The 22817-nt window shown below is 50.3% G+C and carries 37 protein-coding genes and 1 pseudogene; 3 read left to right on the forward strand and 35 right to left on the reverse strand.

Annotation, left to right across the window (positions count from 1 at the left end):
• The first annotated feature begins 124 nt into the window (after positions 1–124).
• Genes BQ7397_RS08010 through BQ7397_RS08020 form a run of 3 tightly spaced genes read left to right on the forward strand, consistent with a single transcriptional unit; the run spans position 125 to position 3661 of the window.
• A complete protein-coding gene (locus BQ7397_RS08010; protein ID WP_077075562.1) occupies positions 125–1783 on the forward strand; it encodes a histidine kinase N-terminal 7TM domain-containing protein in 1659 nt (552 codons plus the stop codon).
• Positions 1780–3045: a sensor histidine kinase gene (locus BQ7397_RS08015; RefSeq protein WP_077075563.1), complete on the forward strand. Its 1266-nt coding sequence runs from the start codon at positions 1780–1782 to the stop codon at positions 3043–3045. Before BQ7397_RS08010 ends, BQ7397_RS08015 begins: the two co-directional genes overlap by 4 nt.
• Entirely contained in the window at positions 3035–3661 is a 627-nt protein-coding gene (locus BQ7397_RS08020) for a response regulator transcription factor (protein ID WP_077075564.1), read from the forward strand. The genes BQ7397_RS08015 and BQ7397_RS08020 overlap by 11 nt, the downstream gene beginning before the upstream one ends.
• 166 nt (positions 3662–3827) lie before the next feature.
• Here BQ7397_RS08020 and tnpA read toward each other — a convergent pair.
• From tnpA to rpsJ, 35 genes and pseudogenes are all read right to left on the reverse strand, one after another.
• Positions 3828–4286: pseudogene (gene tnpA, locus BQ7397_RS08025) on the reverse strand (IS200/IS605 family transposase).
• Positions 4287–4441: 155 nt separating this feature from the next.
• Entirely contained in the window at positions 4442–5173 is a 732-nt protein-coding gene (locus BQ7397_RS08030; protein ID WP_077075565.1) for a copper amine oxidase N-terminal domain-containing protein, read from the reverse strand.
• Between the two features lie 27 nt (positions 5174–5200).
• The gene (locus BQ7397_RS08035; RefSeq protein ID WP_234970594.1) at positions 5201–6667 is read right to left on the reverse strand and encodes a TFIIB-type zinc ribbon-containing protein; all 1467 of its coding nucleotides are present in this window, start codon (positions 6665–6667) and stop codon (positions 5201–5203) included.
• Positions 6668–6676: 9 nt separating this feature from the next.
• Positions 6677–7876 (reverse strand): SPFH domain-containing protein, encoded by a 1200-nt coding sequence (locus BQ7397_RS08040; protein WP_077075566.1) that lies wholly within the window; start codon positions 7874–7876, stop codon positions 6677–6679.
• Positions 7877–7899: 23 nt separating this feature from the next.
• Positions 7900–8610, reverse strand: a complete 711-nt coding sequence (locus BQ7397_RS08045; protein ID WP_077075567.1) for an S-layer homology domain-containing protein — start codon at positions 8608–8610, stop codon at positions 7900–7902.
• 206 nt (positions 8611–8816) lie between these two features.
• Positions 8817–9158, reverse strand: a complete 342-nt coding sequence (rplQ, locus tag BQ7397_RS08050; RefSeq protein ID WP_077075568.1) for a 50S ribosomal protein L17 — start codon at positions 9156–9158, stop codon at positions 8817–8819.
• Positions 9159–9172: 14 nt separating this feature from the next.
• A complete protein-coding gene (locus tag BQ7397_RS08055; protein ID WP_077075569.1) occupies positions 9173–10120 on the reverse strand; it encodes a DNA-directed RNA polymerase subunit alpha in 948 nt (315 codons plus the stop codon).
• Positions 10121–10184: 64 nt separating this feature from the next.
• On the reverse strand, positions 10185–10580 hold the full coding sequence (gene rpsK, locus BQ7397_RS08060) for a 30S ribosomal protein S11 (RefSeq protein ID WP_068457014.1): 396 nt from the start codon (positions 10578–10580) through the stop codon (positions 10185–10187).
• A gap of 9 nt (positions 10581–10589) precedes the next feature.
• The gene (gene rpsM, locus BQ7397_RS08065) at positions 10590–10952 is read right to left on the reverse strand and encodes a 30S ribosomal protein S13 (RefSeq protein ID WP_077075570.1); all 363 of its coding nucleotides are present in this window, start codon (positions 10950–10952) and stop codon (positions 10590–10592) included.
• Between the two features lie 11 nt (positions 10953–10963).
• On the reverse strand, positions 10964–11077 hold the full coding sequence (gene rpmJ / locus BQ7397_RS08070) for a 50S ribosomal protein L36 (RefSeq protein ID WP_007556223.1): 114 nt from the start codon (positions 11075–11077) through the stop codon (positions 10964–10966).
• A gap of 16 nt (positions 11078–11093) precedes the next feature.
• Complete coding sequence (gene infA / locus BQ7397_RS08075) at positions 11094–11312, reverse strand: translation initiation factor IF-1 (protein ID WP_068368873.1); 219 nt, start codon at positions 11310–11312, stop codon at positions 11094–11096.
• Positions 11313–11325: 13 nt separating this feature from the next.
• The gene (locus BQ7397_RS08080) at positions 11326–11592 is read right to left on the reverse strand and encodes a KOW domain-containing RNA-binding protein (protein ID WP_068458459.1); all 267 of its coding nucleotides are present in this window, start codon (positions 11590–11592) and stop codon (positions 11326–11328) included.
• Positions 11593–11598: 6 nt separating this feature from the next.
• Positions 11599–12249, reverse strand: coding sequence for an adenylate kinase (locus BQ7397_RS08085; RefSeq protein ID WP_077075571.1), 651 nt, complete (start codon positions 12247–12249; stop codon positions 11599–11601).
• Between the two features lie 10 nt (positions 12250–12259).
• A complete protein-coding gene (gene secY, locus BQ7397_RS08090; protein WP_077075572.1) occupies positions 12260–13540 on the reverse strand; it encodes a preprotein translocase subunit SecY in 1281 nt (426 codons plus the stop codon).
• Positions 13541–13990: a 50S ribosomal protein L15 gene (gene rplO, locus BQ7397_RS08095; protein ID WP_077075573.1), complete on the reverse strand. Its 450-nt coding sequence runs from the start codon at positions 13988–13990 to the stop codon at positions 13541–13543.
• 13 nt (positions 13991–14003) lie between these two features.
• Positions 14004–14180 carry a 50S ribosomal protein L30 gene (rpmD, locus tag BQ7397_RS08100; protein ID WP_077075574.1) on the reverse strand — a complete coding sequence of 59 codons (177 nt, stop codon included), beginning with the start codon at positions 14178–14180 and terminating at the stop codon, positions 14004–14006.
• 9 nt (positions 14181–14189) lie between these two features.
• Positions 14190–14702 (reverse strand): 30S ribosomal protein S5, encoded by a 513-nt coding sequence (rpsE, locus tag BQ7397_RS08105; protein ID WP_077075575.1) that lies wholly within the window; start codon positions 14700–14702, stop codon positions 14190–14192.
• 11 nt (positions 14703–14713) lie between these two features.
• Positions 14714–15076, reverse strand: a complete 363-nt coding sequence (rplR, locus tag BQ7397_RS08110) for a 50S ribosomal protein L18 (protein ID WP_077075576.1) — start codon at positions 15074–15076, stop codon at positions 14714–14716.
• A gap of 17 nt (positions 15077–15093) precedes the next feature.
• On the reverse strand, positions 15094–15630 hold the full coding sequence (rplF, locus tag BQ7397_RS08115; protein WP_077075577.1) for a 50S ribosomal protein L6: 537 nt from the start codon (positions 15628–15630) through the stop codon (positions 15094–15096).
• Between the two features lie 15 nt (positions 15631–15645).
• A complete protein-coding gene (gene rpsH / locus BQ7397_RS08120) occupies positions 15646–16041 on the reverse strand; it encodes a 30S ribosomal protein S8 (RefSeq protein ID WP_077075578.1) in 396 nt (131 codons plus the stop codon).
• A 25-nt stretch (positions 16042–16066) separates the two neighbouring features.
• Complete coding sequence (locus BQ7397_RS08125) at positions 16067–16252, reverse strand: type Z 30S ribosomal protein S14 (RefSeq protein WP_077075579.1); 186 nt, start codon at positions 16250–16252, stop codon at positions 16067–16069.
• Positions 16253–16255: 3 nt separating this feature from the next.
• Positions 16256–16807 (reverse strand): 50S ribosomal protein L5, encoded by a 552-nt coding sequence (rplE, locus tag BQ7397_RS08130; RefSeq protein WP_077075580.1) that lies wholly within the window; start codon positions 16805–16807, stop codon positions 16256–16258.
• A gap of 11 nt (positions 16808–16818) precedes the next feature.
• The gene (rplX, locus tag BQ7397_RS08135; protein WP_077075581.1) at positions 16819–17133 is read right to left on the reverse strand and encodes a 50S ribosomal protein L24; all 315 of its coding nucleotides are present in this window, start codon (positions 17131–17133) and stop codon (positions 16819–16821) included.
• A 14-nt stretch (positions 17134–17147) separates the two neighbouring features.
• Positions 17148–17516, reverse strand: a complete 369-nt coding sequence (gene rplN, locus BQ7397_RS08140; protein WP_068456975.1) for a 50S ribosomal protein L14 — start codon at positions 17514–17516, stop codon at positions 17148–17150.
• 13 nt (positions 17517–17529) lie between these two features.
• Positions 17530–17784, reverse strand: a complete 255-nt coding sequence (gene rpsQ / locus BQ7397_RS08145; RefSeq protein ID WP_068456972.1) for a 30S ribosomal protein S17 — start codon at positions 17782–17784, stop codon at positions 17530–17532.
• A 3-nt stretch (positions 17785–17787) separates the two neighbouring features.
• The gene (rpmC, locus tag BQ7397_RS08150) at positions 17788–17994 is read right to left on the reverse strand and encodes a 50S ribosomal protein L29 (RefSeq protein ID WP_068456969.1); all 207 of its coding nucleotides are present in this window, start codon (positions 17992–17994) and stop codon (positions 17788–17790) included.
• The gene (gene rplP, locus BQ7397_RS08155) at positions 17984–18424 is read right to left on the reverse strand and encodes a 50S ribosomal protein L16 (protein ID WP_068456965.1); all 441 of its coding nucleotides are present in this window, start codon (positions 18422–18424) and stop codon (positions 17984–17986) included. Before rplP ends, rpmC begins: the two co-directional genes overlap by 11 nt.
• A 17-nt stretch (positions 18425–18441) precedes the next feature.
• Positions 18442–19179 (reverse strand): 30S ribosomal protein S3, encoded by a 738-nt coding sequence (gene rpsC, locus BQ7397_RS08160; protein WP_077075582.1) that lies wholly within the window; start codon positions 19177–19179, stop codon positions 18442–18444.
• A 14-nt stretch (positions 19180–19193) separates the two neighbouring features.
• A complete protein-coding gene (gene rplV / locus BQ7397_RS08165) occupies positions 19194–19529 on the reverse strand; it encodes a 50S ribosomal protein L22 (protein ID WP_068456959.1) in 336 nt (111 codons plus the stop codon).
• 13 nt (positions 19530–19542) lie between these two features.
• Entirely contained in the window at positions 19543–19821 is a 279-nt protein-coding gene (rpsS, locus tag BQ7397_RS08170; protein WP_077075583.1) for a 30S ribosomal protein S19, read from the reverse strand.
• Positions 19822–19835: 14 nt separating this feature from the next.
• Positions 19836–20666, reverse strand: coding sequence for a 50S ribosomal protein L2 (gene rplB / locus BQ7397_RS08175; RefSeq protein ID WP_077075584.1), 831 nt, complete (start codon positions 20664–20666; stop codon positions 19836–19838).
• Between the two features lie 18 nt (positions 20667–20684).
• Positions 20685–20975 (reverse strand): 50S ribosomal protein L23, encoded by a 291-nt coding sequence (gene rplW, locus BQ7397_RS08180; protein ID WP_077075585.1) that lies wholly within the window; start codon positions 20973–20975, stop codon positions 20685–20687.
• Positions 20975–21598, reverse strand: coding sequence for a 50S ribosomal protein L4 (gene rplD / locus BQ7397_RS08185; protein WP_077075586.1), 624 nt, complete (start codon positions 21596–21598; stop codon positions 20975–20977). The genes rplW and rplD overlap by 1 nt, the downstream gene beginning before the upstream one ends.
• Positions 21599–21618: 20 nt before the next feature.
• Positions 21619–22251: a 50S ribosomal protein L3 gene (gene rplC, locus BQ7397_RS08190; protein WP_077075587.1), complete on the reverse strand. Its 633-nt coding sequence runs from the start codon at positions 22249–22251 to the stop codon at positions 21619–21621.
• 50 nt (positions 22252–22301) lie between these two features.
• Positions 22302–22619, reverse strand: a complete 318-nt coding sequence (rpsJ, locus tag BQ7397_RS08195) for a 30S ribosomal protein S10 (protein WP_068368942.1) — start codon at positions 22617–22619, stop codon at positions 22302–22304.
• Between the last annotated feature and the right edge of the window lie 198 nt (positions 22620–22817).

Consider the following 22817-nt stretch of genomic DNA (forward strand, 5'->3'; position numbering starts at 1 on the left):
CTCCTCGCCATAAAGAAAGGGCATTGTCCCCTTTTTCTTGATATAATAAAAGAAATAAAATCGTATAAAGAAACAAGGCAATTTCCTTGCGCCATCTCGCGCGAAGCTCCGACGGGAGGCTCTTATGTATCGCAAAGATATCCTCATCTACGTATGTTCCGTATTTTTCATTGCTTCCGCCGCACTCCTACATATTTTCGACGAGAAGCAGGCTTTTCCCTTTACCGTCATCACCTTGGTCTTTTTTCTCTACGCCCTGGTGATTCTTCTTTGGGCGCGCAATATGGAAAATCGCGTCTTAAAGGCATCGGTGGCGCGGCGCTTTAAGGCCATCGCCATCCTGCTTATCGGCTATTTGGGAACCCGCACGCTGAAGTATCAGGTGCTGATTCACTCCCCCGCCGCCTTGCCGCGGATCCGCTATATTTATTATTTTTTCATCCTCACCGTCGTCCACATGGTCTTTCTCACCTCCCTCAACGTGGGCCGTTCGGAAAGAGATTCCATCGACAAAAGGTGGGACTTGTTGTGGATTCCTACGGGACTTCTGATTCTTCTTATTTTGACCAACGACCTCCACGGCCTCGTCTTCATTTCAGGCGGTCAAGCCCCGGGCTTTCGTCAATATGGGCCGGTCTATTTGCTCACCAACGCCTATATTCTTCTTCTCGCCGCCCTGACATTGGTCATTACGTCGAAGCAATCCCTGGCGGAGAAGCGGCTGAAGTCGATCTCCTTGCCCCTTTTGGTTTTGGGGATTTGCTTTCTCTACACCCTTCTCTACATCATCGACTGGCCTCCCTTTCACGACGTCAAGATCGCCTTTCAAAGTGCGGAATTTAATATTCTCACCGTCGTCTTGTTTATCGAGTCCTTGGTCTTTGCCCGGCTCATTCCCTCCAACAGAGGCTACGAAAGTTTTTTAAGTATGTCCTCTCTCAACATGGGCATGATGGATTTAAAGGGGCACATGGTGCTTCAACCGACCCGTGGCCCCAAGATCGATGCAGAAGAGGTTAAAAGGGCATCAGAGCGCGCCCTGGCCGTAAACGAAAACACCCTTCTTGAAAGCTCGCCCATCCAAGGGGGCACCTGCTTCTGGTTTGCGGATCTCACGGACTTCAACCGGCTGAAGTCGCAGCTGGTGGCGGCCAATGAGGAAATGCTCAGCGAAAACGAGCTCCTTATGGCGAATAATAAGCTTCAGGAAAAAATGGCGAAGGTGCGGGAGCAAAAGGAAATTCGAGAAACCATCCATAGAAAGCTTCAGCCTCAATTCACCGGGCTCAAGGCCATTATGGATCACCTCCCCGATGAAAGGGAGGCCTATAAAGACGCCTTAAAGGACGCCTGCATACTCAATGTCTACATCAAGCGGTTTTCCAATCTCTATTTGTTGTCGAGGAACAAGGGCTTCCTTCCCCTTTCCGAGCTGCGCCTGTCCTTTGAGGAGTCCCTGGACTATTTGCGCCTGAAAAACAAAATCACCTCCGTTCATTGGGACGCCACCGGCGGGGTCGATGCCGCGCCCGGCATCGGCCTGTACGCCGCCTTCGAAAAAATCCTGGAAAGCAATTTGTCTTCCCTCACCGCCGTCTTTGTCCATTTAAAAGAAGAGGGCGGCACCTATCGTCTCGCCATCTATGTGGAATCCGCCGCCGATATTTCTCTCTTAAAGGAATTGAAGGAGCTCTTTCCGGCAGGCGGCGTGACCATGTCCGAGGAATCGGAAGACGGGGTGAAGGCTTGGAGCTTTACCTTCGGAAGAGAGGTGGGGGCATGATTCAAAATCTATCCGTTCACGCCATGGCCATTCTCTTTGTCTGCGGTTTAATTATTTTACTGATCAGCTTGGATACTTGTATCGATGCGGTCAATGTGCTCCCGCGATCGGCCCTCTGCCTCGTCAGCGTGCTCTTGGTCTTGGGAAGCCTTGCGCCGGTACAAATCCTGGCGGAAATCGGCTCAGGACAGATGCTTCTCGGGAAGTACTTCCTCGCCTGTCCCCTCTATCTTTTCATCCTCTATGACGCGCTCATCCTTTTCTCGGAAGGGCTGCTCTACAAAAAGATTTCAGCGATAACAAAGAGCCAAATCGGAAAAAACTCCATTAAAGAAAGCCTGGACAATCTTCCCGACGGCATTTGCTTTTCCAAGCTCGACGGCACGCCCCTTTTAGTCAATCGCCAAATGCAGGAGATCAGTTACGATGTTTTCGGCAAACGACTGGTCAACGACGTCATCTGCGCCCGCAATATCAAAGCCAATCGCTTCAATCCCGCGACGAAAATACTGAAAAGAGATCCTTTGATTTTAGAAAGCGACGGCAAGGTTTGGCAGATCAAGGTCATTTACCACGGTCTGGAAAAGGAGACCTTGGCCTACGACATTACCTTGGAGTGGGCCCTCTATGCCCAAATCGAAAAAATTTCCGAAGCCAACCGGCGGATGAACGCCGACTTAAAGGCCTATCAGGAAAAAATCGGCGAATTTACCAGGCAAAAGGAAAATCTTCAGGCCAAGATAAAAATCCACGACCGCCTGGGTCAATCCCTGATTTACTTCAGGCGCTATTTGGAAAAGGCGGACAAGACGCCGGAAGACCGGAGGCGGCTGGAGGCCCTTTGGAGGGAAAGTCTCCTCCTCTTCGACGATCGAAAAGAGGTTCCGAAGGAGCCCACGTCTTGGGAAAAACTGATTTCCACGGCCGAGGATATCGGCGTCGAGGTCATCGTAAAAGGCGAGCAGCCGGATTCGCAGCGGGAGCAGCTCCTCTTGGTGGATTTGGTCCACGAAGCCATGAACAACGCCATTCGCCACGGCCGCGCAAAAAAAATTCGAATCACTTTAAAGAACGACGGCCCCACTTTCCGCTGCCGCATCGTCAACGACGGCTTGCCGCCTCAAGGCCCTATTGAGGAAAAGGGCGGCCTGAAGAACATGCGCCAGCGCCTGGCCTATTACGGCGGCGAGCTGTCCGTGAACACCGATGAGGGCTTTCAACTGGATCTGTCTTGGACCAAAGGAGGTTACCGTGACCTATAAAATCATGATCGTCGACGATCAATATGTCTCCCGGGAACTGTTTAAGTTGACCATCGACACCTGCCCGGATTTTGAGGTGGTTTACACCGTGGACACGGCCATGTTTGCCGATACCTATGTGTTGAATCGTAAGCTGGACTTGGTCATTATGGACATTCTCATGCAGGACGGATCCAACGGATTGGATGCGGCGGAGAAAATAAAAAAATTAAAGCCGAATCTCAAAATCGTCGCCGTCACCAGCATGCCCGAAGTGTCATGGATGGAGCGGGCAAAGGAAATCGGGATCGACAGCTTCTGGTACAAGGAGGCGTCGGAGGAGACCATTCTCAACATTATTCGCCGCACCTTGGAAGGGGAGTCCATCTATCCCGAGGCCACGCCGATCATTCAGCTGGGCCTCGCCCGATCCACGGAGTTCACGCCTCGTGAGATTCAGGTGCTGCGCCTCTTGACCACCGGCGCCGGTAACGAAGAAATCGCCAATCGATTGGACATCTCCCTCAACACGGTGAAGACCCACGTCCAGCATTTAATGGACAAGACCGGCTTCATCAGCCGCACTCAGCTGGCCATTCAGGCGCGGATCACGGGTTTCGTCATCGAAGACAAATAAGAAAAGCTGCGGAAAATTCTCCGCGGCTTTTTTATTGCCCGCATAGTTGTCGCACAATAAACATCCCCCGGCGTAGCCGGGGGTTTTCCTTTTTCGGCCCAAAGGGCCTGCATTACTAGCTGCGCCTGAAGGGCGTCGGTGGTCTGCCCGCGCTAACGTTACTCGGCTACCCCTTAAAGGGGTTCGTCGTGTCAAAGGTTAGTTGCTCACTCATTTGATCCTCTTTCAACTGGTTTTGTATATACTCTTGAATCTTTTTAGCGTTTTTTCCCGCTGTATCGACGTAATAACCTCGGCACCAAAACTGCCTTCCCCTATATTTAAATTTCATGTCTCCCCATCGATCATAGATCATGATACTGCTCTTCCCTTTTAGAAAGCCCATGAATGAAGATACAGATATTTTGGGTGGGATCTCTAGTTACATATGAACGTGATCCGGACATACTTCCGCCTCGATTATGTTTACGCCTTTCCAGCTACATAACTCGCGTAAAATCGCGCCTATTTCTAAGCGCTTCGATCCATAAAATACTTTTCGCCTATATTTCGGAGCAAACACTACGTGATACTTACAATTCCATTTTGTGTATGATAAACTATGGGTGTGATTTAGTGATGTCATTATTTCCTCCTGATTGTGATTGGTTGGCAGACCTCTCTCATCATATCACGCTGGAAATAACGGGTAATTATCGCTAAAGCTAAACGAAACCCCCGGTCTAACCGGGGGTTTTCTAATGCAAAAAAGAGCCCGCCTTCGCGAGCTCTTCAGATAAATTAATTGACGCCGATCACCAATTTAAAGCCGTCGGTCACCGGATCGTATTCCAAAATCTCGGTGCCGTATCTGTTGATAAAGAAGTGGCGCACGTGATCGGTGAGGTTTTCGTCTACGGGGTTGTCCCTGCGCACGGTGACGAGAAAGCCGGGCACTTCCTGACCGTTGAAGTTTGCCAGCTCCGGCCGCATGTCCGTGGCGTAGTAGCTATCGTCCAAGGTGCCTTCTATTCTCAGGCGGCTCAAGACTTCCTCCACGGCATTTTTGTCGTTGACATAGCTCTTTAAATACCGGTCGGGTGAGGTGATCGTCACTTCCCGCGCCTCGCCGTCCCACGCCACGTCCATATCGAACATTTCCGCAATGGCGCGCAGAGGCAGCATGGTGCGATTGTTTTTTATAAAGGCCGGCGCATCCAAGGGCACGGGCCCCGCTTTCTCGGCCGTCCCGACACGCATTTCTTTCTTCCCGATGGGAATGTAGATAATCTTGTCCCCTTTTTCGATGGACACGGCTCTTTCATTACTTAAGTAGAAGACCTGCGCCCCTAAATTTTCGGCAATGACTCGCACCGGGACAAAGGTTCTGGAATGTTTGATCACAGGCGGCTGATCCGTCGCGATCCTCTCCTCATTAATATAGATCGTCACGTCCTTCGGCGCCTTAAATGCCAGGGCGAAGAGAAGCAGAGGCACGAGCCACAGCCATTTTCTACGAAGCGTCTTTTTCATCACTGTCTCCCCTTTCTTTATGGGCAATTATTTTTTGTCTTTCTTTTTCTTATTCTTCTTAATCTTCTTTAAGTCGTCGCCTTTTAAGTCCATGTAGTTTTCCTTTTTCATTCGCGTGCCCGTGACGCCGTGTTCCGTGTGCAAATACTCATCCACGCAGTCCAAGTTGGTCACTTCGCTCTTCGTCTCGAATTCGTAAGTATGGCGGGCGTCTTGGTTTCTGTATTTCTTCACCATGGCGAAGAAGTAGATAAAGCCGCCGACAAGCAGGAACCAGACGATGTCCCGGTTCTCTTGGAGCTTGGTTCCGTCGAAGAGATTTAGGGCTAAAATAATTCGGAAAATAACAGCGGCGACGATGCTGAAAATTTCCACGAGGACGGAGGCGAAAAACAGTTTGCCGTAGTTAATAGGGACGCTGCCCATGGTCTCTTTGGTTCTGGCATTGACCGCCACGTAGTGAAGCAGTTGTTTCTTGCCCTTGACCTGGAGGTAACTGTAAAGCCACACGGGCAAATAGGCCGCCTTCCACGCGTCGCCTTTAATGGTAAAGTCTTCATCCTTCCAGCGGACGCCTCGGTCGTAATCCATCAGGGTGTCCAAAATGGCCAGCCGCGCCACGTCGGCACTTTGTGCGTCGGTGACGTCTTTCAGTCCCTCGATATTCGTGTCACGCTTTTCCGAGGTGTAGCCTTTCAGGTAATTGGCATTGTACTTGACGCAATTTTCCGTATCGAAGGGCAAAATAGAATTGATGATATTCGTGGTCTTGGTCTTGGACTTGTAGTCCAGCTTGTCGCTGCTGGACTCGATGGCAAGATCGTCGATGGTAATGTCGTAATCCCGCTCGATGTGGTAGGTGTCCACGTCGTATTCCATGTGTTCCCCGTCGTCGTCTTTTACCATGTAGCTGTTGGTTTCAATTTCGCCTTCGCCGGCCAGCTTCATGTGGCCGTTCACATCCACCAGCATATAGGGCAAATAGACGCCGCAAATATTTTCCGTGGTAAATTCCCTGGCGAACTTCGGATGGGCGAATTTCTTTCGCTCTCCGACGAAGCCTGCGATGGCCTCCTGTGCCTCCTCTTTGGAAACGCTGAAGGGCAGAAGCACGTCGGGCACGGCGCCGTTAGAGACGACGTCGTTAATGGAAAGGGTGTTGCGACACCAGTGGCAGCGCGCTTGGGTGGAGGAGGCGGTGTCGATGACCACCTCCGCACCGCAGCTTTCGCATTTCAGGGTGATGACATCTCCGGCATCGGCGTCGATGTCCCGCGCCCCGCTACGAACCGTGCTTCCTATTAAGGTCTCGATGGCCTCATCGTCTGCCGCGCGAATCAATTCAAATTCGTGGCGACAGAAATTACAGCGCAGCTTCCCCGTCTTCGTATTCGTTTGAATGTCCGTGGCGCCGCACTTGGGACACTTGATCTGGCCGTTGGCCGAATCGCGTTCTTTTTCCGCTACAGCGGCATTCATCTTGTCTTCAGCCATGATGCACCTCTAAAGTCCCAGCAGTTCCGCTTTGATCTTGTTAAAATCGTCTTCGGTAATGACGCCGGCATCCAGCAATTTTTTCATTTGAATCAATTTTTCCGTCGGGTCACCGGCGGCATTTCCCTGTGCCTGAGAGGCGGGCTCCGCGGGCTGTTGATTGCCGGCGTTTTGGTTCACAGGCTGCTGTGTGGCCCCCATGACATTGCCTGCCGCGCCCATGCCCATGCCCATAAAGGCCATATTGGCGCCGCCACCGTTTTCGCCCGCCGCCTGCATGCCGCGGGCCACGGATTGTTGCATAAAGGAATTGCCCCGGGCGCCTGAAAGGGCATCGGCCCGCTTGACGTCCTTCATCATTGCCTTCGTGTCCTCGTCGTATTCCATGGCGAGGATGGCGGTCTTCACGATTTGAAGACCCCGCTCCGTCTTCCACTGATAGCCTTCTTCCACGGCGTCGGTGAGGCTTTTGGCAAAGCCCATTTGATCGCTCTGAATGCGGCTCATGCGATTGCCCTTGGAGGGATCGTTGGTGTAGTTGGAGAAGGCGGCGGAGAGAGAGCCCACCACTTCATTAAACAGCTGTTCCGCCGCGTCGTTGTCCAAGTCGCCGAAGTCGAAGGCCGGCGCGTTTTGGATTAAAAATTTTTGCGGCACGAAATTTTTTACAAATAGCAGGGGATCCACGATCTTTAATGTGTAGGTGCCTCGGGTGACGGCGCCGACTTGGGTGCCGAAGAAGGCGTCGTCCCAGTAGATTTCACTTTGGGTGCCGAAGCGATTGTTGGGGATCTCCTTTAAATTGACGTAGAAGGCCAGCTGTTGCGCCCCGGCTTGGCCGCCGAATTGAAGCTTATCCCAGGTGGACTGAATCAAGCTCCCCACGGGATCCTCCGTGGTGAAAATGCTTTGGGCGTTGACGTCCTCGCTTTGGAAAATAAATCCGCCGGGCTCGGCGATGAGGCCGGTAATGGCGCCGTCTTCCATGGTAATAAGGGCCGTCCCCTCAGGCACGATGATCTTGCTGCCGGAGGTAATAATGTTGTCGTTGCCCTTGGTGTTTTCGCCGCGGCCGTGGTTCGTGCCCTTTGCCGTGGCGGCAAAAAGACCTGCCGTAGCGGGAACGCCTTCCGCCGGCATGTAAAAATCCTTCCACTGATCGGCGAAGCTTCCGCCCAATGCGCCGGTGAATGCCTTAATAAATCCCATAATGTCCTCCTTTTTCTATGTTTTTATCCCTTAGGTAATTCTACTTTTGAATCGTCATACAAGAGGCGTATGGCCAAGGCCACCGCTTCGTTGCGGCGGATATAGCCGTCGGGATTGAACCGCATCCATTCGTCGCCTACGGCCACCCCCATGCGGTACAGGGTCAGGATCTCTTGATGGTGAGGCGTGCCCTTATCCACGTCGGGAATGTCCGTCAAGGGGACGTCGGGATTCAAAAAACCCCGGCCCGGTCGCTGATCCACGTAGGCATACATGCCCGCCACGTCCCTGCGCTTAGCGGGGGCGTTCCAATTTTCACAGGCATAGAGCTTCACTTGGCCTCGTGCGACCTTTTGATTTCTGTAAATGCCGTTTTCGTAACAATAGCGCAGGTATTGCCCGTACCACGGCGACGTGGAATTCACCTGAAAGTGGGTATTTCTTTCCAGCAATCTGTCGTGAAGCTTTGCCGCTATAGTGGCTACCTCGGCCATGGTGACATAGCCGTTGGGGTCGAATTTGGTTTCCGTTCGTCCGTTAATAATGCCTTCATAGTAAGCCCATCGGACGTAAGAGCTGTACCAGCTGTCCTCCGGCACGTCGGTAAAGGGCAGGTGCTCCTCGCCGCAATTGCACACTTCGTTTTCGCCCTCGGCATAAGCTTTTGTGTCCACAAAGGGACTCATGCAAATTAATGCCGTCAGGATCATAAGGGCCATGCTTTTCTTTTTCATAGGGTCCTCCTTTCTCTATTTTTCAAACCTATGATTGACACGTCCTCTTTACCGTTAGTCTAATCGACCGTCGTCAATCTTCCATCACCTAAAGGTATGAGATGATCCCCCTTATGAAAAAAAATTCCTTCACCTTCTGAAAATGGGCACAAAAAAAGACACCGCCCTTGGGCAGTGCCTCTATGTAGCCGGGTTTGAGCCGGCTGTTATACTAATTCGATAATGGCCATTTCTGCGCCATCGCCACGACGGGGACCTTTTTTCAGAATACGCGTGTAACCGCCTTGACGGTCGGCGTATTTCGGTGCGATTTCTTCGAACACTTTCGTTACAACGGATTCGTCGAAGATGTAAGCCAGGGCTTGACGTCTTGCGTGAAGATCGCCTCGTTTGCCGAGGGTGATCATCTTTTCAGCCATGCGCTTGGTTTCCTTTGCACGGGTCACTGTGGTTTCGATACGGCCTTCGCGCAATAGATCGGTTGTTAAGTTTCTTAACATAGCCCGTCTATGGGGCGTCGGGCGGCCTAATTTTCTCAACTGTGCCACAATGGATTCCTCCTTTATTCTTCGTTTTCTCTGAGAGAGAGTCCAAGTTCATCCAGTTTTTCCTGCACTTCTTCCAGACTCTTCTTTCCGAGATTTCTAACCTTCATCATTTCGTCTTCGGTTTTAGCCGTAAGCTCGCTCACGGTGTTAATGCCCGCACGCTTCAAGCAGTTGAAGCTGCGAACAGACAAATCCAACTCTTCCACGGTCATTTCCAGGACTTTTTCCTTTTTGCCTTCGGGTTTTTCAACCATAATGTCCATGTCGTTGACTTCTTCGGTCAAAGAGACGAACAGATCCAAGTGTTCCATCAGAATCTTGGCTGCCAAAGAAGTGGCTTCGTCAGCTGTCATGGATCCGTCGGTTTCCACATCCAGGATCAGGCGATCGTAGTCGGTACGCAAACCGACACGGGTGTTTTCTACATTCCAATTCACCATGCGAATAGGCGTGTAGTTGGAATCCACGGCGATGACGCCGATTTCGGTGATTTCGTCTTTTTTCAGTTCGCTGGGCTCGTAGCCGCGGCCTCGCTCGATGACGAGTTCCATATAAAAGTTCGCATCGTCGTTTAAGGTGGCGATGTGGTGCTCGGGATTGACGATTTCCACACCGGCGGGCACGGTAATGTCTCCGGCCACAAGCTCTCCGGCGCCGACTTTTTCTACGGTCAGGCGCACGGGTTCGTCTTGATCGCTTTTAAACACGATGCCTTTAATGTTCAGTATGATCTCCGGTACGTCTTCTAAGACGCCGTCGATGACGCTGAATTCGTGTTCGACGCCGCGAATATTGACGAAGGAAACAGCACAGCCCGGAAGCGAGGAGAACAGCACTCTGCGAAGGGAGTTTCCTAAAGTGATCCCGTAGCCGTTTTCCAACGGCTCGACGATAAATCTTCCCTTATTGCCGTCGCTTGATACTTGTTCAACTACAATACTAGGCTTTTCAATTTCAATCATGTTATCCGCCCTCCTATGAATGGATCTGTAGAGACTTTCTCGTGAGATGGGTTCTGTTTTTATATCAGACTCTACGACGCTTCGGCGGACGGCAACCGTTGTGGGGAATCGGGGTTACGTCTTTAATCATGGTAACCTCTAAGCCCGACGCTTGCAGGGAACGAATGGCAGCTTCACGTCCGCTGCCCGGTCCCTTAACGAATACTTCAACGCTCTTTAAGCCGTGTTCCTTTGCCTTGGTTGCCGCTTCTTGTGCCGCTTCTTGTGCAGCGAAGGGCGTGGATTTTCTGGAGCCCTTGAAGCCGAGTTGGCCGGCACTGGACCAGGAAATAACGTTGCCGCTCATGTCGGTTAAGGTCACCATGGTGTTATTAAAGGAAGAAGCGATATGCGCTTGTCCTTTTTCTATATTCTTGCGCACTCTCTTTCTGGAGCGCGTAGCTCTACCTTGTTTAGCCATTTAGCCCTCCTACTTCTTCTTGGATACAATCTTCTTCGGACCCTTGCGCGTTCTCGCATTGGTCTTCGTGTTTTGACCGCGAACGGGCAGGCCTCTCTTGTGACGGATGCCGCGGTAGCAGTTGATTTCGCGTAAACGCTTAATGTTTAAAGCGACTTCACGACGCAAATCCCCTTCTACATGGTAGTCGTCAATAACTTTACGAATCGAAGCAATTTCCGCTTCGGTCAAGTCTTTAATATACGTGTTGAAGTCGACGCCGGCTTTCGTCAGGATTTCTTGGGCGCGGGAACGTCCGATGCCGTAAATATACGTGAGCCCGATTTCAGCTCGTTTTTCTCTCGGTAAGTCAATACCAGCAATTCTTGCCATGCCAACACCCCCTATCCTTGTCTTTGTTTATGCTTCGGGTTTTCGCAAATCACCATGACGCGTCCTTTGCGTTTGATGACCTTGCATTTATCACACATCTTCTTAACTGAAGGTCTTACTTTCATTTCGTCCCCTCCTAAACTATTTCTTTCTCCAGGTAATACGTCCGCGGGTCAAGTCATAAGGACTCAGCTCGACGGTCACACGATCGCCGGGCAAGATGCGAATGTAGTGCATGCGCAATTTGCCGGAGATATGAGCGAGAATTTCATGTCCATTTTCCAACTTGACTTTAAAGTTTGTATTGGGCAGGGCATCGGTTACGACGCCTTCCACTTCAATGACATCTTCTTTTGCCATGGTTGCATCCTCCTTATGCCTCTTGGAAGCGAGACAGTTGTTTACGAATATAACTATCGTTTAACGGTCTATCCTCAGGTTTCAGATCCACAAGAGAATGGGTTTTTTGCAAATGCATGGCCTTTTTCCGCTTGGGATTGTCCAATGTTCTTCTCTTGCCGTCTGCCAGAAGAAGATATCTGTCGTCAATAACTTCCAAGACCACAAAGAATTGTTCCTTGTCTCTGCCCGCCTTGGATATGACTACCTGACCGACCTTAATATCTGAGGTTCCGATCATCGACAACTAGGCCTCGTTTCCGAGCCCAAGTCGTATTTGTTTGAATACATCGTCGATGCCCTTGGAACCGTCGACATCCAGTAACAGTCCTTGCGCTTTGTAATAGTCGATTAACGGGGAAGTTTGCCTTTCGTAAACGTCGATGCGCTTCTTCACCGTTTCTTCCGTATCGTCAGCTCGTTGAATCAGTTCGCTTCCGTCGTCGTCACAGATGCCTTCCACCTTCGGCTTTTGATTCGTCACGTGGTAGGTTCTGCCGCAGCTGGGACATACCCGTCTGCCGACGGCGCGGTTGATTAAAAGTTCGCTGGCGACTTGAATGTTTATGACGCGATCGAGCTTTGTGCCCATGGCTTCCAATGCCGCATCCAAAGATACCGCTTGGTTCACCGTTCGCGGGAAGCCGTCTAAAAGGAATCCGCCTGCTACGTCAGGCTTCTTCAGGCGATCCACGACAATTTCATTGACCACTTCGTCGGGAACGAGTTCGCCTCGATCCATAAAGCTTTTCGCTTTTTTGCCGAGCTCCGTGGCATTTTTAATGTTTTCGCGGAAAATGTCGCCTGTGGAAATATGCACCACTTGGTACGTGTCAACGATGGATGCCGCTTGAGTGCCTTTGCCGGCGCCCGGCGGGCCTAAAATGACTAGTCTCATGTGATCCTCCTTATTTTAGGAATCCCTTGTAGTGTCGCATCAATAATTGTTGTTCCAAAATTCGAGCCGTTTCCATAATAACGCCGACGACGATGATTAAGCTGGTTCCCCCGAAGCTGAAGTGCATGCCCGTGACTTTTTCTAAAATCGTAGGCAAGACAGATAAGAGGGCCAGAGCTAATGCGCCGGGGAAGACGAGGCGATTGACCATTTGTTGCAGGTAATCGGATGTTTTCTTACCGGGGCGGATGCCGGGAATAAAGCCGCCGTTTTGTTGCAGATTTTTGGAATATTCCACCGTGTTAAACTGGATGGCCGTATAGAAGAAAGTAAAGAAGACGATCAACAGAACCATAAAGATACTGTAGATAAATACCCCAATACTACCTGCCGGCGTAAACCATTTCGTCAGGAATTTCGCCGCTTGGGAATTTGGGCCTTGGAACATAACGATAATCGATGGAATGCTCATAATGGTTTGAGCGAAGATGATCGGCATAACGCCGCTCATGAGAACTTTAATGGGAATATGGGTACTTTGACCGCCGTACATTTTCCGTCCGACGACGCGCTTGGCGTATTGAACGGGTACCTTGCGTTGCCCTTCATTTAACAGGACGACGAAGAAGACGATGGCAATGGCCAGGACGATGAATACAACGACCCAAGCCCAGGATACCATGCCTGCTGCCGCCATGCGGAAGGAGGCCCATATATCAGCGGGGAATCTGGCTACGATCCCTGCAAAGATGAGTAAAGAGATCCCGTTTCCGATCCCTTTTTCCGTAATCATTTCACCGATCCAAATCAGGAAGGTACTCCCTGCAACGACAGAGAGAATAATGACTACGTCTTGGAACGGGTTGCTCGTATTGACTGCTTGTCGATAGAAGCCGTAGGTGTAACCGATGGCTTGGACGGCAGCAAGAGCAACCGATAAATACCTTGTATACTTTGCGATCTTCTTACGTCCGGTTTCGCCTTCTTTGCTGAGCGCTTCCAAACTGGGTATGGCGATCGTCAACAGTTGAAGGACGATGGACGCCGTGATGTAAGGATAAATGCTCGTGGCAAAGACAGAGAAATGTCCGAAGTTACCGCCGCTCATTAAGTCCAAGAACGAGAGTATACCACCTTGTTGTTGGTTAAAGATCTTTGCGATGGCCGAGCGGTCCATAAAAGGAACGGGAATGTGGCTACCAAAACGAAAGACCACAAGCATCAACACGGTGAAGAGAAGCTTTTTACGAATTTCCGGGATCTTCCAAGCATCTCTAAAGGTTTGGATCATCTAGATCACCTCAGCCTTTCCCCCTGCTGCTTCGATTTTTTCGGCAGCGGATTTAGTAAAGTGGTTGGCCTTCACGTTAACGGAAACGTTGATGTCGCCGTTACCTAAAATACGCAAGCCGTCTTTTGCATCGGCGCGTTTGACCAAACCGCTTTCAATCAGGGAATCTAAAGTAACAGTCGCTCCATTTTCAAATTGGTTCAATGCGTCAACATTGACAATGGCATATTGCTTCTTAAAAATATTCGTAAAGCCGCGTTTCGGAAGACGACGGAAAAGAGGCATTTGGCCACCTTCAAAGCCGGGACGAACGCCGCCGCCACTACGGGCTTTTTGGCCCTTGTGACCGCGTCCGGCAGTTTTTCCGGTACCGGAACCGATACCGCGACCGAGACGTTTCTTTGCCTTGACTCCTCCACCTTCATAAGGTCTTAAATCATGCAATTTCATTACGTCCACCTCCTTAATCGACAATTTCGACCATAAAGTCTACTTTTTTGATCATGCCGCGAATTTGAGGGGTGTCCTGTTTTTCGACGACTTGACCGATTTTTCTGAGACCTAAAGCTTTAATCGTGCGTTTTTGTTTTTCGATTCTTCCGATGGGGCTTTTTTTGAGCTTAATTTTAATGGTACTCATTTTGTCCCCCTATCCTAAAATTTCTTCGACGCTTTTGCCGCGAAGCTTGGCAACATTTTCAACGGTCTTTAAAGACATAAGCCCTTCCATCGTCGCATTGACGGTGTTTCTCGGATTCGAGGTTCCGATGCTGTGAGTGTAGATGTCTTTAATGCCTGCGAGCTCGCATACGGCACGTACGCTGCCTCCGGCGATAACGCCGGTACCGGGACGAGCCGGCTTTAAGAACACGCGACCTGCACCGAAGATCCCGGTGATTTCGTGCGGAATGGTATTTCCGACCAGGTTAATGTTCACCATGTTTTTCTTAGCTGCTTGGCTGCCCTTGCGAATAGCTTCGGGAACTTCCAAGGCTTTGCCGGTGCCGACACCGACGCGGCCGTTTCTGTCGCCGACCACGACGAGGGCAGAAAAACGCATATTACGACCGCCCTTGACGGTCTTTGCAACACGGTTGATAGCTACGACAATTTCGTCGAATTCCGTGTCTCTATCTCTAGTATTGTTTTTCGTACGGTTCAATCTTTCCCTCCTTAGAACTTCAGTCCTGCTTCGCGAGCAGCTTCGGCTAAAGCGGCAATACGACCGTGGTAGACGTAACCGGAGCGGTCAAAGACGGCTTCTTCAATGCCGTTTTCCTTTGCTTTCTTTCCGATGGCTTCACCGACGGCTTTGGCCGCTTCTACGTTCTTCGTGCTTTCAAGACCCAAGGACTTGTCCAAGGTGGAAGCACTGGCTAATGTCTTCCCGTTTACATCGTCAATCAGTTGAGCGTATAAATGGTGCGCACTGCGGTAAATGGCAAGACGAGGTTTGGATTCCGTTCCGTTAATTTTCTGTCTGACGCGAATATGTCTCGCTTTTCGATTGCCTTGGCGATCAACTTTTTTAAACAAAACACTCCACTCCTTTCTTACTTACCGGTCTTACCGACTTTTCTGCGGACGTATTCATCAACATAGCGAATGCCTTTGCCCTTGTAGGGTTCCGGCGAACGGAAGCTGCGAATATGAGCCGCATAAGCGCCGACTTTTTGCTTATCGATACCCCGTACAATAATTTCAGTATTGGACGGTACTTCCACTTCGATACCTTCCGGATCGGTCAGCTCGATGGGGTGAGAGTGACCGAGGTTCAGACTCAGCTTGTTGCCGGATTTTTGTGCACGGTAACCGGTGCCGATGATTTCCATTTTCTTTTCGTAGCCGTTGACGACGCCTTCGATATTGTTGGCGATCAAGGTGCGATACAGCCCGTGAAGGGCGCGAATGTTCTTATCATCGTTGGGACGGGTGACGAGCACTTGGTTGTCTTCGACAGCCACGCTGATGGCCGGGTCGACTTCCGTTTGAAGGCTGCCCTTGGGGCCCTTCACTTCGACCACATGGCCGTTAAGCTTCACTTCTACGCCGGTAGGGATTTCGATAGGATTTTTTCCGATTCTGGACATCTTTTTCTCCTTCCTTTACCAAACGTAGCAGAGAACTTCTCCGCCAACTTGTTCCTTGCGGGCATCGCGGTCCGTCATAATTCCCTTCGATGTGGAAATGACGGCGATTCCTAATCCACCTAATACCTTGGGGATTTCCGAATTCTTCGCATAGACGCGAAGGCCCGGTTTGGAAATGCGCTTCATGCCGCTGATTACTTTTTCGTCGTTTCTTCCGTATTTTAATTCTACATTAATTTTGCCTTGGGGACCTTCTTCAATAAGATCGTAGCCTTTAATATAGCCTTCCTCGAGAAGGATACGGGCGATTTCCGCCTTTATTTTCGAAGCGGGAATCTCAACAGATTTATGTTTTGCATCGTTGCCATTACGGATTCTCGTAAGCATATCTGCAATAGGGTCTGTCATCATAATCAATTCCTCCTTTCGGTTAGCTTTACCAGCTGGCCTTTCTTACGCCGGGGATTTGTCCTGCGTAAGCCAGTTTACGGAAACAAATTCTGCAAATGCCGTATTTTCTAAGCACTGCGTGAGGGCGTCCGCAAATTTTGCAACGGGTATAGTTTCTAGCGCTGTACTTGTTATTACGTTTTTGCTTAGCTACCATGGATTTCTTTGCCACAGTTTAACCCTCCTTCTTTGCAAAAGGCATGCCCATCTTTTCGAGGAAGGACTTTGCCTCTTCGTCTGTTTCGGCGGTTGTCACGATGATGATATCCATGCCGCGCAACGAGTCGATTTTATCGTATTCGATTTCCGGGAAAATCAATTGTTCCTTGAGTCCCAGTGCGTAGTTTCCTCTGCCGTCGAATGCCGTCGGCTTCACGCCGCGGAAGTCGCGGACGCGGGGCAAGGCGACGTTCATCAGCTTGTCGAGGAAATCATACATTCTGTCACCACGCAGGGTAACCTTGCAACCGATGGCGTTTCCTTCACGCAGCTTAAAGTTTGCGATGGATTTACGCGCCTTGGTAATAATCGGTTTTTGGCCGGCGATTAAGGTCAGGTCGCTCACGGCACTTTCCAGTGCTTTCGGATTGTCCTTAGCTTCGCCCAGTCCTATATTAATCACGACCTTTTCAAGACGAGGAGTTTGCATGGTATTTTCATACTTAAACTCGTCCATTAAAGCAGGTGCGACTTCGTTAGTAATTTTTTCTCTTAATCTCGATGTCATCACAGGCCTCCTTATTTATCAGAAATCGTAGCGCCGGAGGACTTTAAGACGCGTACCTTCTTGCCGTTTTCAACCTTGTAGCCGATGCGGCTTCTCTTGTTGGTTTTAGTATCGTAATACATGACATTGGATACGTGAATCGGGGCTTCAACCTTGTTGATGCCGCCGGGATTTTGCGGTCCTTTCGGTTTTTCGTGTTTCGTCACAATGTTGACACCTTCGACGACGACGCGGTCAAGCTTCGGGAAAGTACGAACGACTTTTCCTTTCTTGCCTTTGTCCTTGCCGGAAATGACTTCGACGGTATCTCCTTTTTTGATGCGCATTCTATGCCACCTCCTTAAAGAACTTCCGGAGCCAAGGAAATGATACGCATAAAGTTATCGCCTCTGAGCTCGCGGGTTACCGGCCCGAAAATACGGGTACCTTGGGGATTTTTATCGTCCTTGATGACGACGGCTGCGTTGTCGTCGAACTTAATGTAGCTTCCGTCGGAACGACGAATGCCCTTTTTCGAACGAACGATGACCGCCTTGACGACGGCACCTTTTTTAACAACGCCACCGGGTGTTGCATTTTTGACCGAACAAACGACGATGTCGCCGATATTGGCATAGCGACGGTTCGTACCGCCTAATACCTTAATTACGCCCAGTTCTCTCGCGCCGGAGTTGTCAGCAACTCTTAATCTGGTTTCTTGTTGAATCATCCCGAGAACCTCCTTATTTCGCTTTTTCTACGATTTTGACGAGGCGGAATCTCTTGTCCTTCGAAAGGGGACGTGTCTCCATTGCGCGTACGGTATCGCCGACACTTGCTTCGTTGTTCTCGTCGTGCACCTTGTATTTCTTCGTATTTTTGAATCGTTTATTGTAAATCGGGTGACTCTTGAAGGTCTCGACGGCTACGACAATCGTCTTGTCCATGGCATCGCTTACGACCTTACCGGAGATCACTTTACGTTGATTTCTTTCCATAAGTTACGCCTCCTTTTCCATATTGAGCTCGCGCTCTCTTTGGATGGTCTTGACGCGTGCAATGTCTTTTTTCACACGCTTAATGGTCGCCGGATTGTCTAATTGACCTGTTGCAAGTTGAAAGCGAAGGTTAAAGAGCTCGTTCTTCAACTCGGACACCTTTTTATTCAGCTCGTCACCGGATAAATTGCGGATGTCTTTAATTTTCATGACTATCGCCCTCACTTTCTTCCTTATTCTTGGCGATGAAGCGCGTCTTAATTGGAAGCTTCATGGCTGCAAGGCGCATGGCTTCTCTGGCAACTTCTTCTTCGACGCCGCCTAATTCAAACAGGACGCGGCCCGGCTTGACGACGGCTACCCAATACTCGGGTGCCCCTTTACCGGAACCCATCCGTGTTTCGGCCGGCTTTTCAGTAACCGGTTTGTCGGGGAATACTTTGATCCAAATGTTCCCGCCACGACGAATGTAACGGGTCATGGCACGACGTGCGGCCTCGATTTGATTGGAAGTGATCCAGGTCGGTTCCAATGCTTGGATGCCAAAGTCACCGTAGGTGAGCGTGTTGCCTCTGTGTGCAACGCCCTTCATTCTCCCGCGATGTTGTCTCCGATATTTTACTCTTTTCGGCATTAACATAGTGCTTTCCTCCTCACTTACCGTCTATCTTGGCCTTGGCCTTGATTTCTGCGGTTTCCACCGCGGCGCTTGTCGTTGTTGCCGCGACGTCTGTTGTCTCTACGGTTTCTGCGTCCTTGGGGCGCTTCGGGAAGAACTTCTCCCTTATAGAGCCATACCTTGACACCGATCTTTCCGTAAGTGGTGTCCGCTTCGGCAAAACCGTAATCGATGTCTGCGCGCAAGGTTTGAAGGGGAATGGTGCCTTCGCTGTAGCCTTCGCGACGGGCCATATCGGCGCCGCCTAAACGGCCGGAGCATTGGGTACGGATTCCCTTAACGCCTAAGCGCATAACACGTTGAATGGTTTGTTTCATGGCACGACGGAAGGCGATACGGCGTTCCAATTGTGCTGCAATGTTTTCGGCGATTAAAGTCGCATCCAAGTCGGGATTCTTAATTTCATCCACATTGATGACGACGCTTCTGCCGGTTAATTTTTCAAGCTCTTGACGAAGCTCTTCGACACCGGTGCCGCCGCGGCCGATGACCATCCCGGGCTTTGCCGTGGAAATGGAAATCTTCACCTTGTTGGCTGCCCGTTCGATTTCGATGCGGGATACGCCGGCTTGGAATAAATTCTTTTTAATGTATTTACGAATCTTGTTGTCTTCGACGAGGAGATCTCCAAAGTCTTTTTTGTCGGCATACCATTTGGAATCCCAATCTTTAATGATCCCTACACGAAGACCGTGCGGATTTACTTTTTGACCCATTCTTCTCCCCCTTATTATTCTCTTTCGGAAACGACAACGCCGATGTGGCTGGAGCGTTTCAGAATCGGATACGCCATGCCCTTTGCTTTCGGGCGGAAACGTTTCATTGTCGGACCGTCGTTTGCGTAAGCTTCCTTGACGATGAGATCTTCGCGATCCAGGTTCAGGTTGTTTTCCGCATTGGCGACGGCAGAGTGAAGAACCTTGTATAGTTCACGCGCACCACGCTTCGGTGTGAATTTCAAAAGCGCCAGGGCTTCATCCACTTGCTTACCGCGAATTTCAGCGCAAATGAAGTTAACCTTCAAAGGAGAAATACGCACGTATTTTGCAATTGCTCTTGCTTCCATTCGTTACTCCTCCTTACATCTTCGTGGTCTTTTCGCTGCCAGCGTGACCACGGTAGGTTCTGGTCAGAACAAACTCGCCGAGCTTGTGGCCGACCATGTCTTCGGTAATATAAATCGGTACGTGCTTTCTTCCGTCGTGAACGGCGATGGTGTGAGACACCATTTCCGGGAAGATCGTCGAGCGACGAGACCAAGTTTTTACCACTTCTTTTTTGTTTGTTTCGTTAAGGGCGTCGATCTTCTTTAACAGATGTTCATCTGCGAAGGGGCCCTTCTTAATGGATCTGGACATTACTTCCTCCTCCCTTATTTCGTTCTACGACGAACGATGTAACGATCGCTCTTCTTATTCTTCTTACGCGTCTTAAGACCCAGAGCCTTCTTGCCCCAGGGTGTCATCGGGGAAGGACGACCGATCGGCGTACGACCTTCACCACCGCCGTGGGGGTGATCCACAGGGTTCATAGCGGAACCGCGAACGTGGGGACGAATGCCCAGGTGACGTTTCTTACCGGCCTTACCTAAGTTGATCAGCTCGTGGCTGATATTGCCTACCGTACCGACGGTGGCGCGGCAGTTGACGCTGACGCGGCGGTATTCGCCGGAGGGCAGACGGAGCTGAGCCATCGTGCCTTCCTTAGCGGAAAGCTGTGCCGAGGTACCTGCGGCGCGAGCGATTTGGCCGCCCTTGCCGGGGGTCATTTCGATGTTGTGTACCGTGGTACCGATGGGGATAGCGTGCAGAGGAAGGGCGTTGCCGATCTTAATGTCTGCATCTTCGCCGGATTCCACCTTGTCGCCGACCTTTAAGCCCTTTGGAGCCAAGATGTAGCGCTTTTCGCCGTCCGCATAGTTTAACAAAGCGATGTAAGACGTGCGGTTCGGGTCGTATTCGATGTGAGCGACCTTTGCGGGAATGCCGTCCTTCGAACGCTTAAAGTCGATAATTCTGTATTTCTTAGCAGCACCGCCGCCTCTGTGGCGACTGGTGATGCGGCCGTGTGCGTTACGGCCTGCCGATTTATTGAGGCTTACAACCAAGCTTTTTTCAGGCTTGCTTCTGGTAACTTCTTCGAAACTGGCGACGGTCATGCCTCTGCGGCCGTTCGTCGTCGGTTTATATCTTTTGATCTCCATGAATGTCCCTCCTTAGGCTTATTGCATGCTGTCGAAGAATTCAATCGGTTTGGAGTCATCCGTTAAGGTGACGATGGCTTTTTTCCAGTTGGGACGCTTGCCGATATTCATGCCTTGACGTTTGACCTTGCCCGTCATGTTCATCGTGTTGACCTTCGCTACCTTAACGGAGAAGATCGATTCGATGGCCTTTTTAATTTCCGATTTGTTGCTCGTCTTCGCTACTTCAAATGTGTACTTGTTTGCCTCCATGTCTTGCATGGATTGTTCGGTAATGATAGGACGAATGATGATATCAAAGTTTTTCATTAGTTATACACCTCCACGATTTTGTCCAGCGCATCCTTGGTGAGGATCAGGGAATCGTATTTCAATATGTCGTAAACATTCAAGGTGCCGACCGTGGAAACTTCCGTCCTCGGTAAGTTTCTTGCACTTAATACGATGTTTTGTTCGCTGTTTGCCGTGACGATCAACGCCTTGTCAGCGGCACCCATGTTGGCCAGTGCATCTCTCAGTGCCTTGGTCTTGGGAGCGTCCATGGCGAATTTGTCTACGACGATCAGTTCTTTTTCTTGAACCTTTGCCGTTAAAACAGACTTCATGGCTAAACGACGAACCTTCTTCGGCGTCGTGTAGCGATAGCTTCTCGGCTTCGGTGCAAAGACGATGCCGCCGCCGCGCCATTGGGGCGAACGAATGGAGCCCTGTCTTGCACGGCCAGTACCCTTTTGTCTCCAGGGTTTCTTGCCGCCGCCGCGAACCTCTGCGCGAGTTTTGGCGGACTGTGTACCTTGACGTCTGTTGGCGAGAATATTCTTCACGACCAAATAGACGACGTGTTCGTTAATTTCTACATTAAAGATATCGTCGGAAAGTTCGATTTCTTCTAAGGACTTACCGGCCATATCTATCATTTGGAACTTAGTCATTGTTAGTGTCCTCCTCTCGCTTATTTACCGCTTTTAACCGTGGCACGAACGCGAACGAGTCCGTTTTTCGGTCCGGGAACGGCACCTTTAATTAAAAGGAAGTTGTTGTCGGCATCGACACGTACAACTTCGAGGTTTTGAACGGTGACCCGTTCGTTCCCCATGCGACCCATCATGCGGTGGCCCTTCCATACGCGGCCCGGGTAGGATGCAGCACCCATACCACCGGGCATTCTGTGGAATTTAGAACCGTGGGTTTCACGGCCGCGACCGAAGTTGTGGCGTTTAATCAGACCGGCGGTTCCTTTACCCTTGCTGGTACCGGTAATGTCGACCTTGTCGCCTTCTTCAAAGACAGTCACGTCCAGCGTGTCGCCGACGTTGAACTCTTCGCCCTCAGCCAAGGGGAATTCACGGAGCACCCGTTTGTATTCCACACCGGCCTTGTCGAAGTGGCCCTTTAAAGGCTTGTTGACGCGTTTTTCTTTTACGGTGCCGGCAGCGACTTGAATCGCTTCATAACCGTCAATGTCTTTGGTCTTTCTTTGAACTACCACTTGGGGTTCAACCGCCACGACGGTGACGGGAACTTGTACGCCTTCTTCGGTAAAGACTTGGGTCATGCCAATCTTTTTACCCAATGCATATTTCATAAAATACCTCCATTACAGCGGATTGCCTGGCAATCATATAGTCCGACAGCTTACAGTTTTATCTCGATATCTACGCCTGCGGGCAGATTGAGTTTCATTAAAGAATCCACGGTCTTTTGATTCGGGTTCATGATGTCGATTAAACGCTTGTGCGTTCTTTGTTCGAATTGTTCACGGGAATCCTTGTGTTTGTGGACGGAACGAAGAATCGTAATGATTTCTTTTTCCGTCGGCAAGGGTACCGGACCCGATACGTCGGCGCCGCTGGCCTTTGTCGCTTCGACAATTCTTTGAGCGGAGCTGTCTAATAACTCGTGGTCATAAGCTTTCAAACGAATTCTGATTTTTTGTTTTACATTTGCAGACATTTAGTCCCTCCTAGTGCATTTTCCTCAACGATAAGGGAAGAGCGCCGATCAACTGATCCGGGTGTTTTCTGTAGCCCGTAAAAAAAGTCGGGCGCTCCGTCGCCCAATTCACGATTGGACATTCTCGACAATAATTCCCTTTTCCGCAAGCCTCCGATGCGAACACATCTTTGCGCCTGTTTCAAAGCCACCTATTGT

This window comes from Aedoeadaptatus urinae (assembly GCF_900155585.1).
Classification (GTDB): domain Bacteria; phylum Bacillota; class Clostridia; order Tissierellales; family Peptoniphilaceae; genus Aedoeadaptatus; species Aedoeadaptatus urinae.

Excerpts from the sequence above, each read along its gene's own strand:
- BQ7397_RS08010 (WP_077075562.1), top strand. The coding sequence starts at position 125 with ATGTATCGCAAAGATATCCTCATCTACGTATGTTCCGTATTTTTCATT.
- BQ7397_RS08015 (WP_077075563.1), top strand. The coding sequence starts at position 1,780 with ATGATTCAAAATCTATCCGTTCACGCCATGGCCATTCTCTTTGTCTGC.
- BQ7397_RS08030 (WP_077075565.1), bottom strand. The coding sequence starts at position 5,173 with ATGAAAAAGACGCTTCGTAGAAAATGGCTGTGGCTCGTGCCTCTGCTT.
- BQ7397_RS08035 (WP_234970594.1), bottom strand. The coding sequence starts at position 6,667 with ATGGCTGAAGACAAGATGAATGCCGCTGTAGCGGAAAAAGAACGCGAT.
- BQ7397_RS08040 (WP_077075566.1), bottom strand. The coding sequence starts at position 7,876 with ATGGGATTTATTAAGGCATTCACCGGCGCATTGGGCGGAAGCTTCGCC.
- BQ7397_RS08045 (WP_077075567.1), bottom strand. The coding sequence starts at position 8,610 with ATGAAAAAGAAAAGCATGGCCCTTATGATCCTGACGGCATTAATTTGC.
- BQ7397_RS08055 (WP_077075569.1), bottom strand. The coding sequence starts at position 10,120 with ATGATTGAAATTGAAAAGCCTAGTATTGTAGTTGAACAAGTATCAAGC.
- rpsK (WP_068457014.1), bottom strand. The coding sequence starts at position 10,580 with ATGGCTAAACAAGGTAGAGCTACGCGCTCCAGAAAGAGAGTGCGCAAG.
- rpsM (WP_077075570.1), bottom strand. The coding sequence starts at position 10,952 with ATGGCAAGAATTGCTGGTATTGACTTACCGAGAGAAAAACGAGCTGAA.
- rpmJ (WP_007556223.1), bottom strand. The coding sequence starts at position 11,077 with ATGAAAGTAAGACCTTCAGTTAAGAAGATGTGTGATAAATGCAAGGTC.
- infA (WP_068368873.1), bottom strand. The coding sequence starts at position 11,312 with ATGGCAAAAGAAGATGTCATTGAAGTGGAAGGCGTCGTAACCGATGCC.
- BQ7397_RS08080 (WP_068458459.1), bottom strand. The coding sequence starts at position 11,592 with ATGATCGGAACCTCAGATATTAAGGTCGGTCAGGTAGTCATATCCAAG.
- BQ7397_RS08085 (WP_077075571.1), bottom strand. The coding sequence starts at position 12,249 with ATGAGACTAGTCATTTTAGGCCCGCCGGGCGCCGGCAAAGGCACTCAA.
- secY (WP_077075572.1), bottom strand. The coding sequence starts at position 13,540 with ATGATCCAAACCTTTAGAGATGCTTGGAAGATCCCGGAAATTCGTAAA.
- rplO (WP_077075573.1), bottom strand. The coding sequence starts at position 13,990 with ATGAAATTGCATGATTTAAGACCTTATGAAGGTGGAGGAGTCAAGGCA.
- rpmD (WP_077075574.1), bottom strand. The coding sequence starts at position 14,180 with ATGAGTACCATTAAAATTAAGCTCAAAAAAAGCCCCATCGGAAGAATC.
- rplF (WP_077075577.1), bottom strand. The coding sequence starts at position 15,630 with ATGTCCAGAATCGGAAAAAATCCTATCGAAATCCCTACCGGCGTAGAA.
- rpsH (WP_077075578.1), bottom strand. The coding sequence starts at position 16,041 with ATGATGACAGACCCTATTGCAGATATGCTTACGAGAATCCGTAATGGC.
- rplE (WP_077075580.1), bottom strand. The coding sequence starts at position 16,807 with ATGACATCGAGATTAAGAGAAAAAATTACTAACGAAGTCGCACCTGCT.
- rplX (WP_077075581.1), bottom strand. The coding sequence starts at position 17,133 with ATGCGCATCAAAAAAGGAGATACCGTCGAAGTCATTTCCGGCAAGGAC.
- rplN (WP_068456975.1), bottom strand. The coding sequence starts at position 17,516 with ATGATTCAACAAGAAACCAGATTAAGAGTTGCTGACAACTCCGGCGCG.
- rpsQ (WP_068456972.1), bottom strand. The coding sequence starts at position 17,784 with ATGGAAAGAAATCAACGTAAAGTGATCTCCGGTAAGGTCGTAAGCGAT.
- rpmC (WP_068456969.1), bottom strand. The coding sequence starts at position 17,994 with ATGAAAATTAAAGACATCCGCAATTTATCCGGTGACGAGCTGAATAAA.
- rplP (WP_068456965.1), bottom strand. The coding sequence starts at position 18,424 with ATGTTAATGCCGAAAAGAGTAAAATATCGGAGACAACATCGCGGGAGA.
- rpsC (WP_077075582.1), bottom strand. The coding sequence starts at position 19,179 with ATGGGTCAAAAAGTAAATCCGCACGGTCTTCGTGTAGGGATCATTAAA.
- rplV (WP_068456959.1), bottom strand. The coding sequence starts at position 19,529 with ATGGAAGCAAGAGCAATTGCAAAATACGTGCGTATTTCTCCTTTGAAG.
- rpsS (WP_077075583.1), bottom strand. The coding sequence starts at position 19,821 with ATGTCCAGATCCATTAAGAAGGGCCCCTTCGCAGATGAACATCTGTTA.
- rplB (WP_077075584.1), bottom strand. The coding sequence starts at position 20,666 with ATGGAGATCAAAAGATATAAACCGACGACGAACGGCCGCAGAGGCATG.
- rplW (WP_077075585.1), bottom strand. The coding sequence starts at position 20,975 with ATGAAAAACTTTGATATCATCATTCGTCCTATCATTACCGAACAATCC.
- rplD (WP_077075586.1), bottom strand. The coding sequence starts at position 21,598 with ATGACTAAGTTCCAAATGATAGATATGGCCGGTAAGTCCTTAGAAGAA.
- rplC (WP_077075587.1), bottom strand. The coding sequence starts at position 22,251 with ATGAAATATGCATTGGGTAAAAAGATTGGCATGACCCAAGTCTTTACC.
- rpsJ (WP_068368942.1), bottom strand. The coding sequence starts at position 22,619 with ATGTCTGCAAATGTAAAACAAAAAATCAGAATTCGTTTGAAAGCTTAT.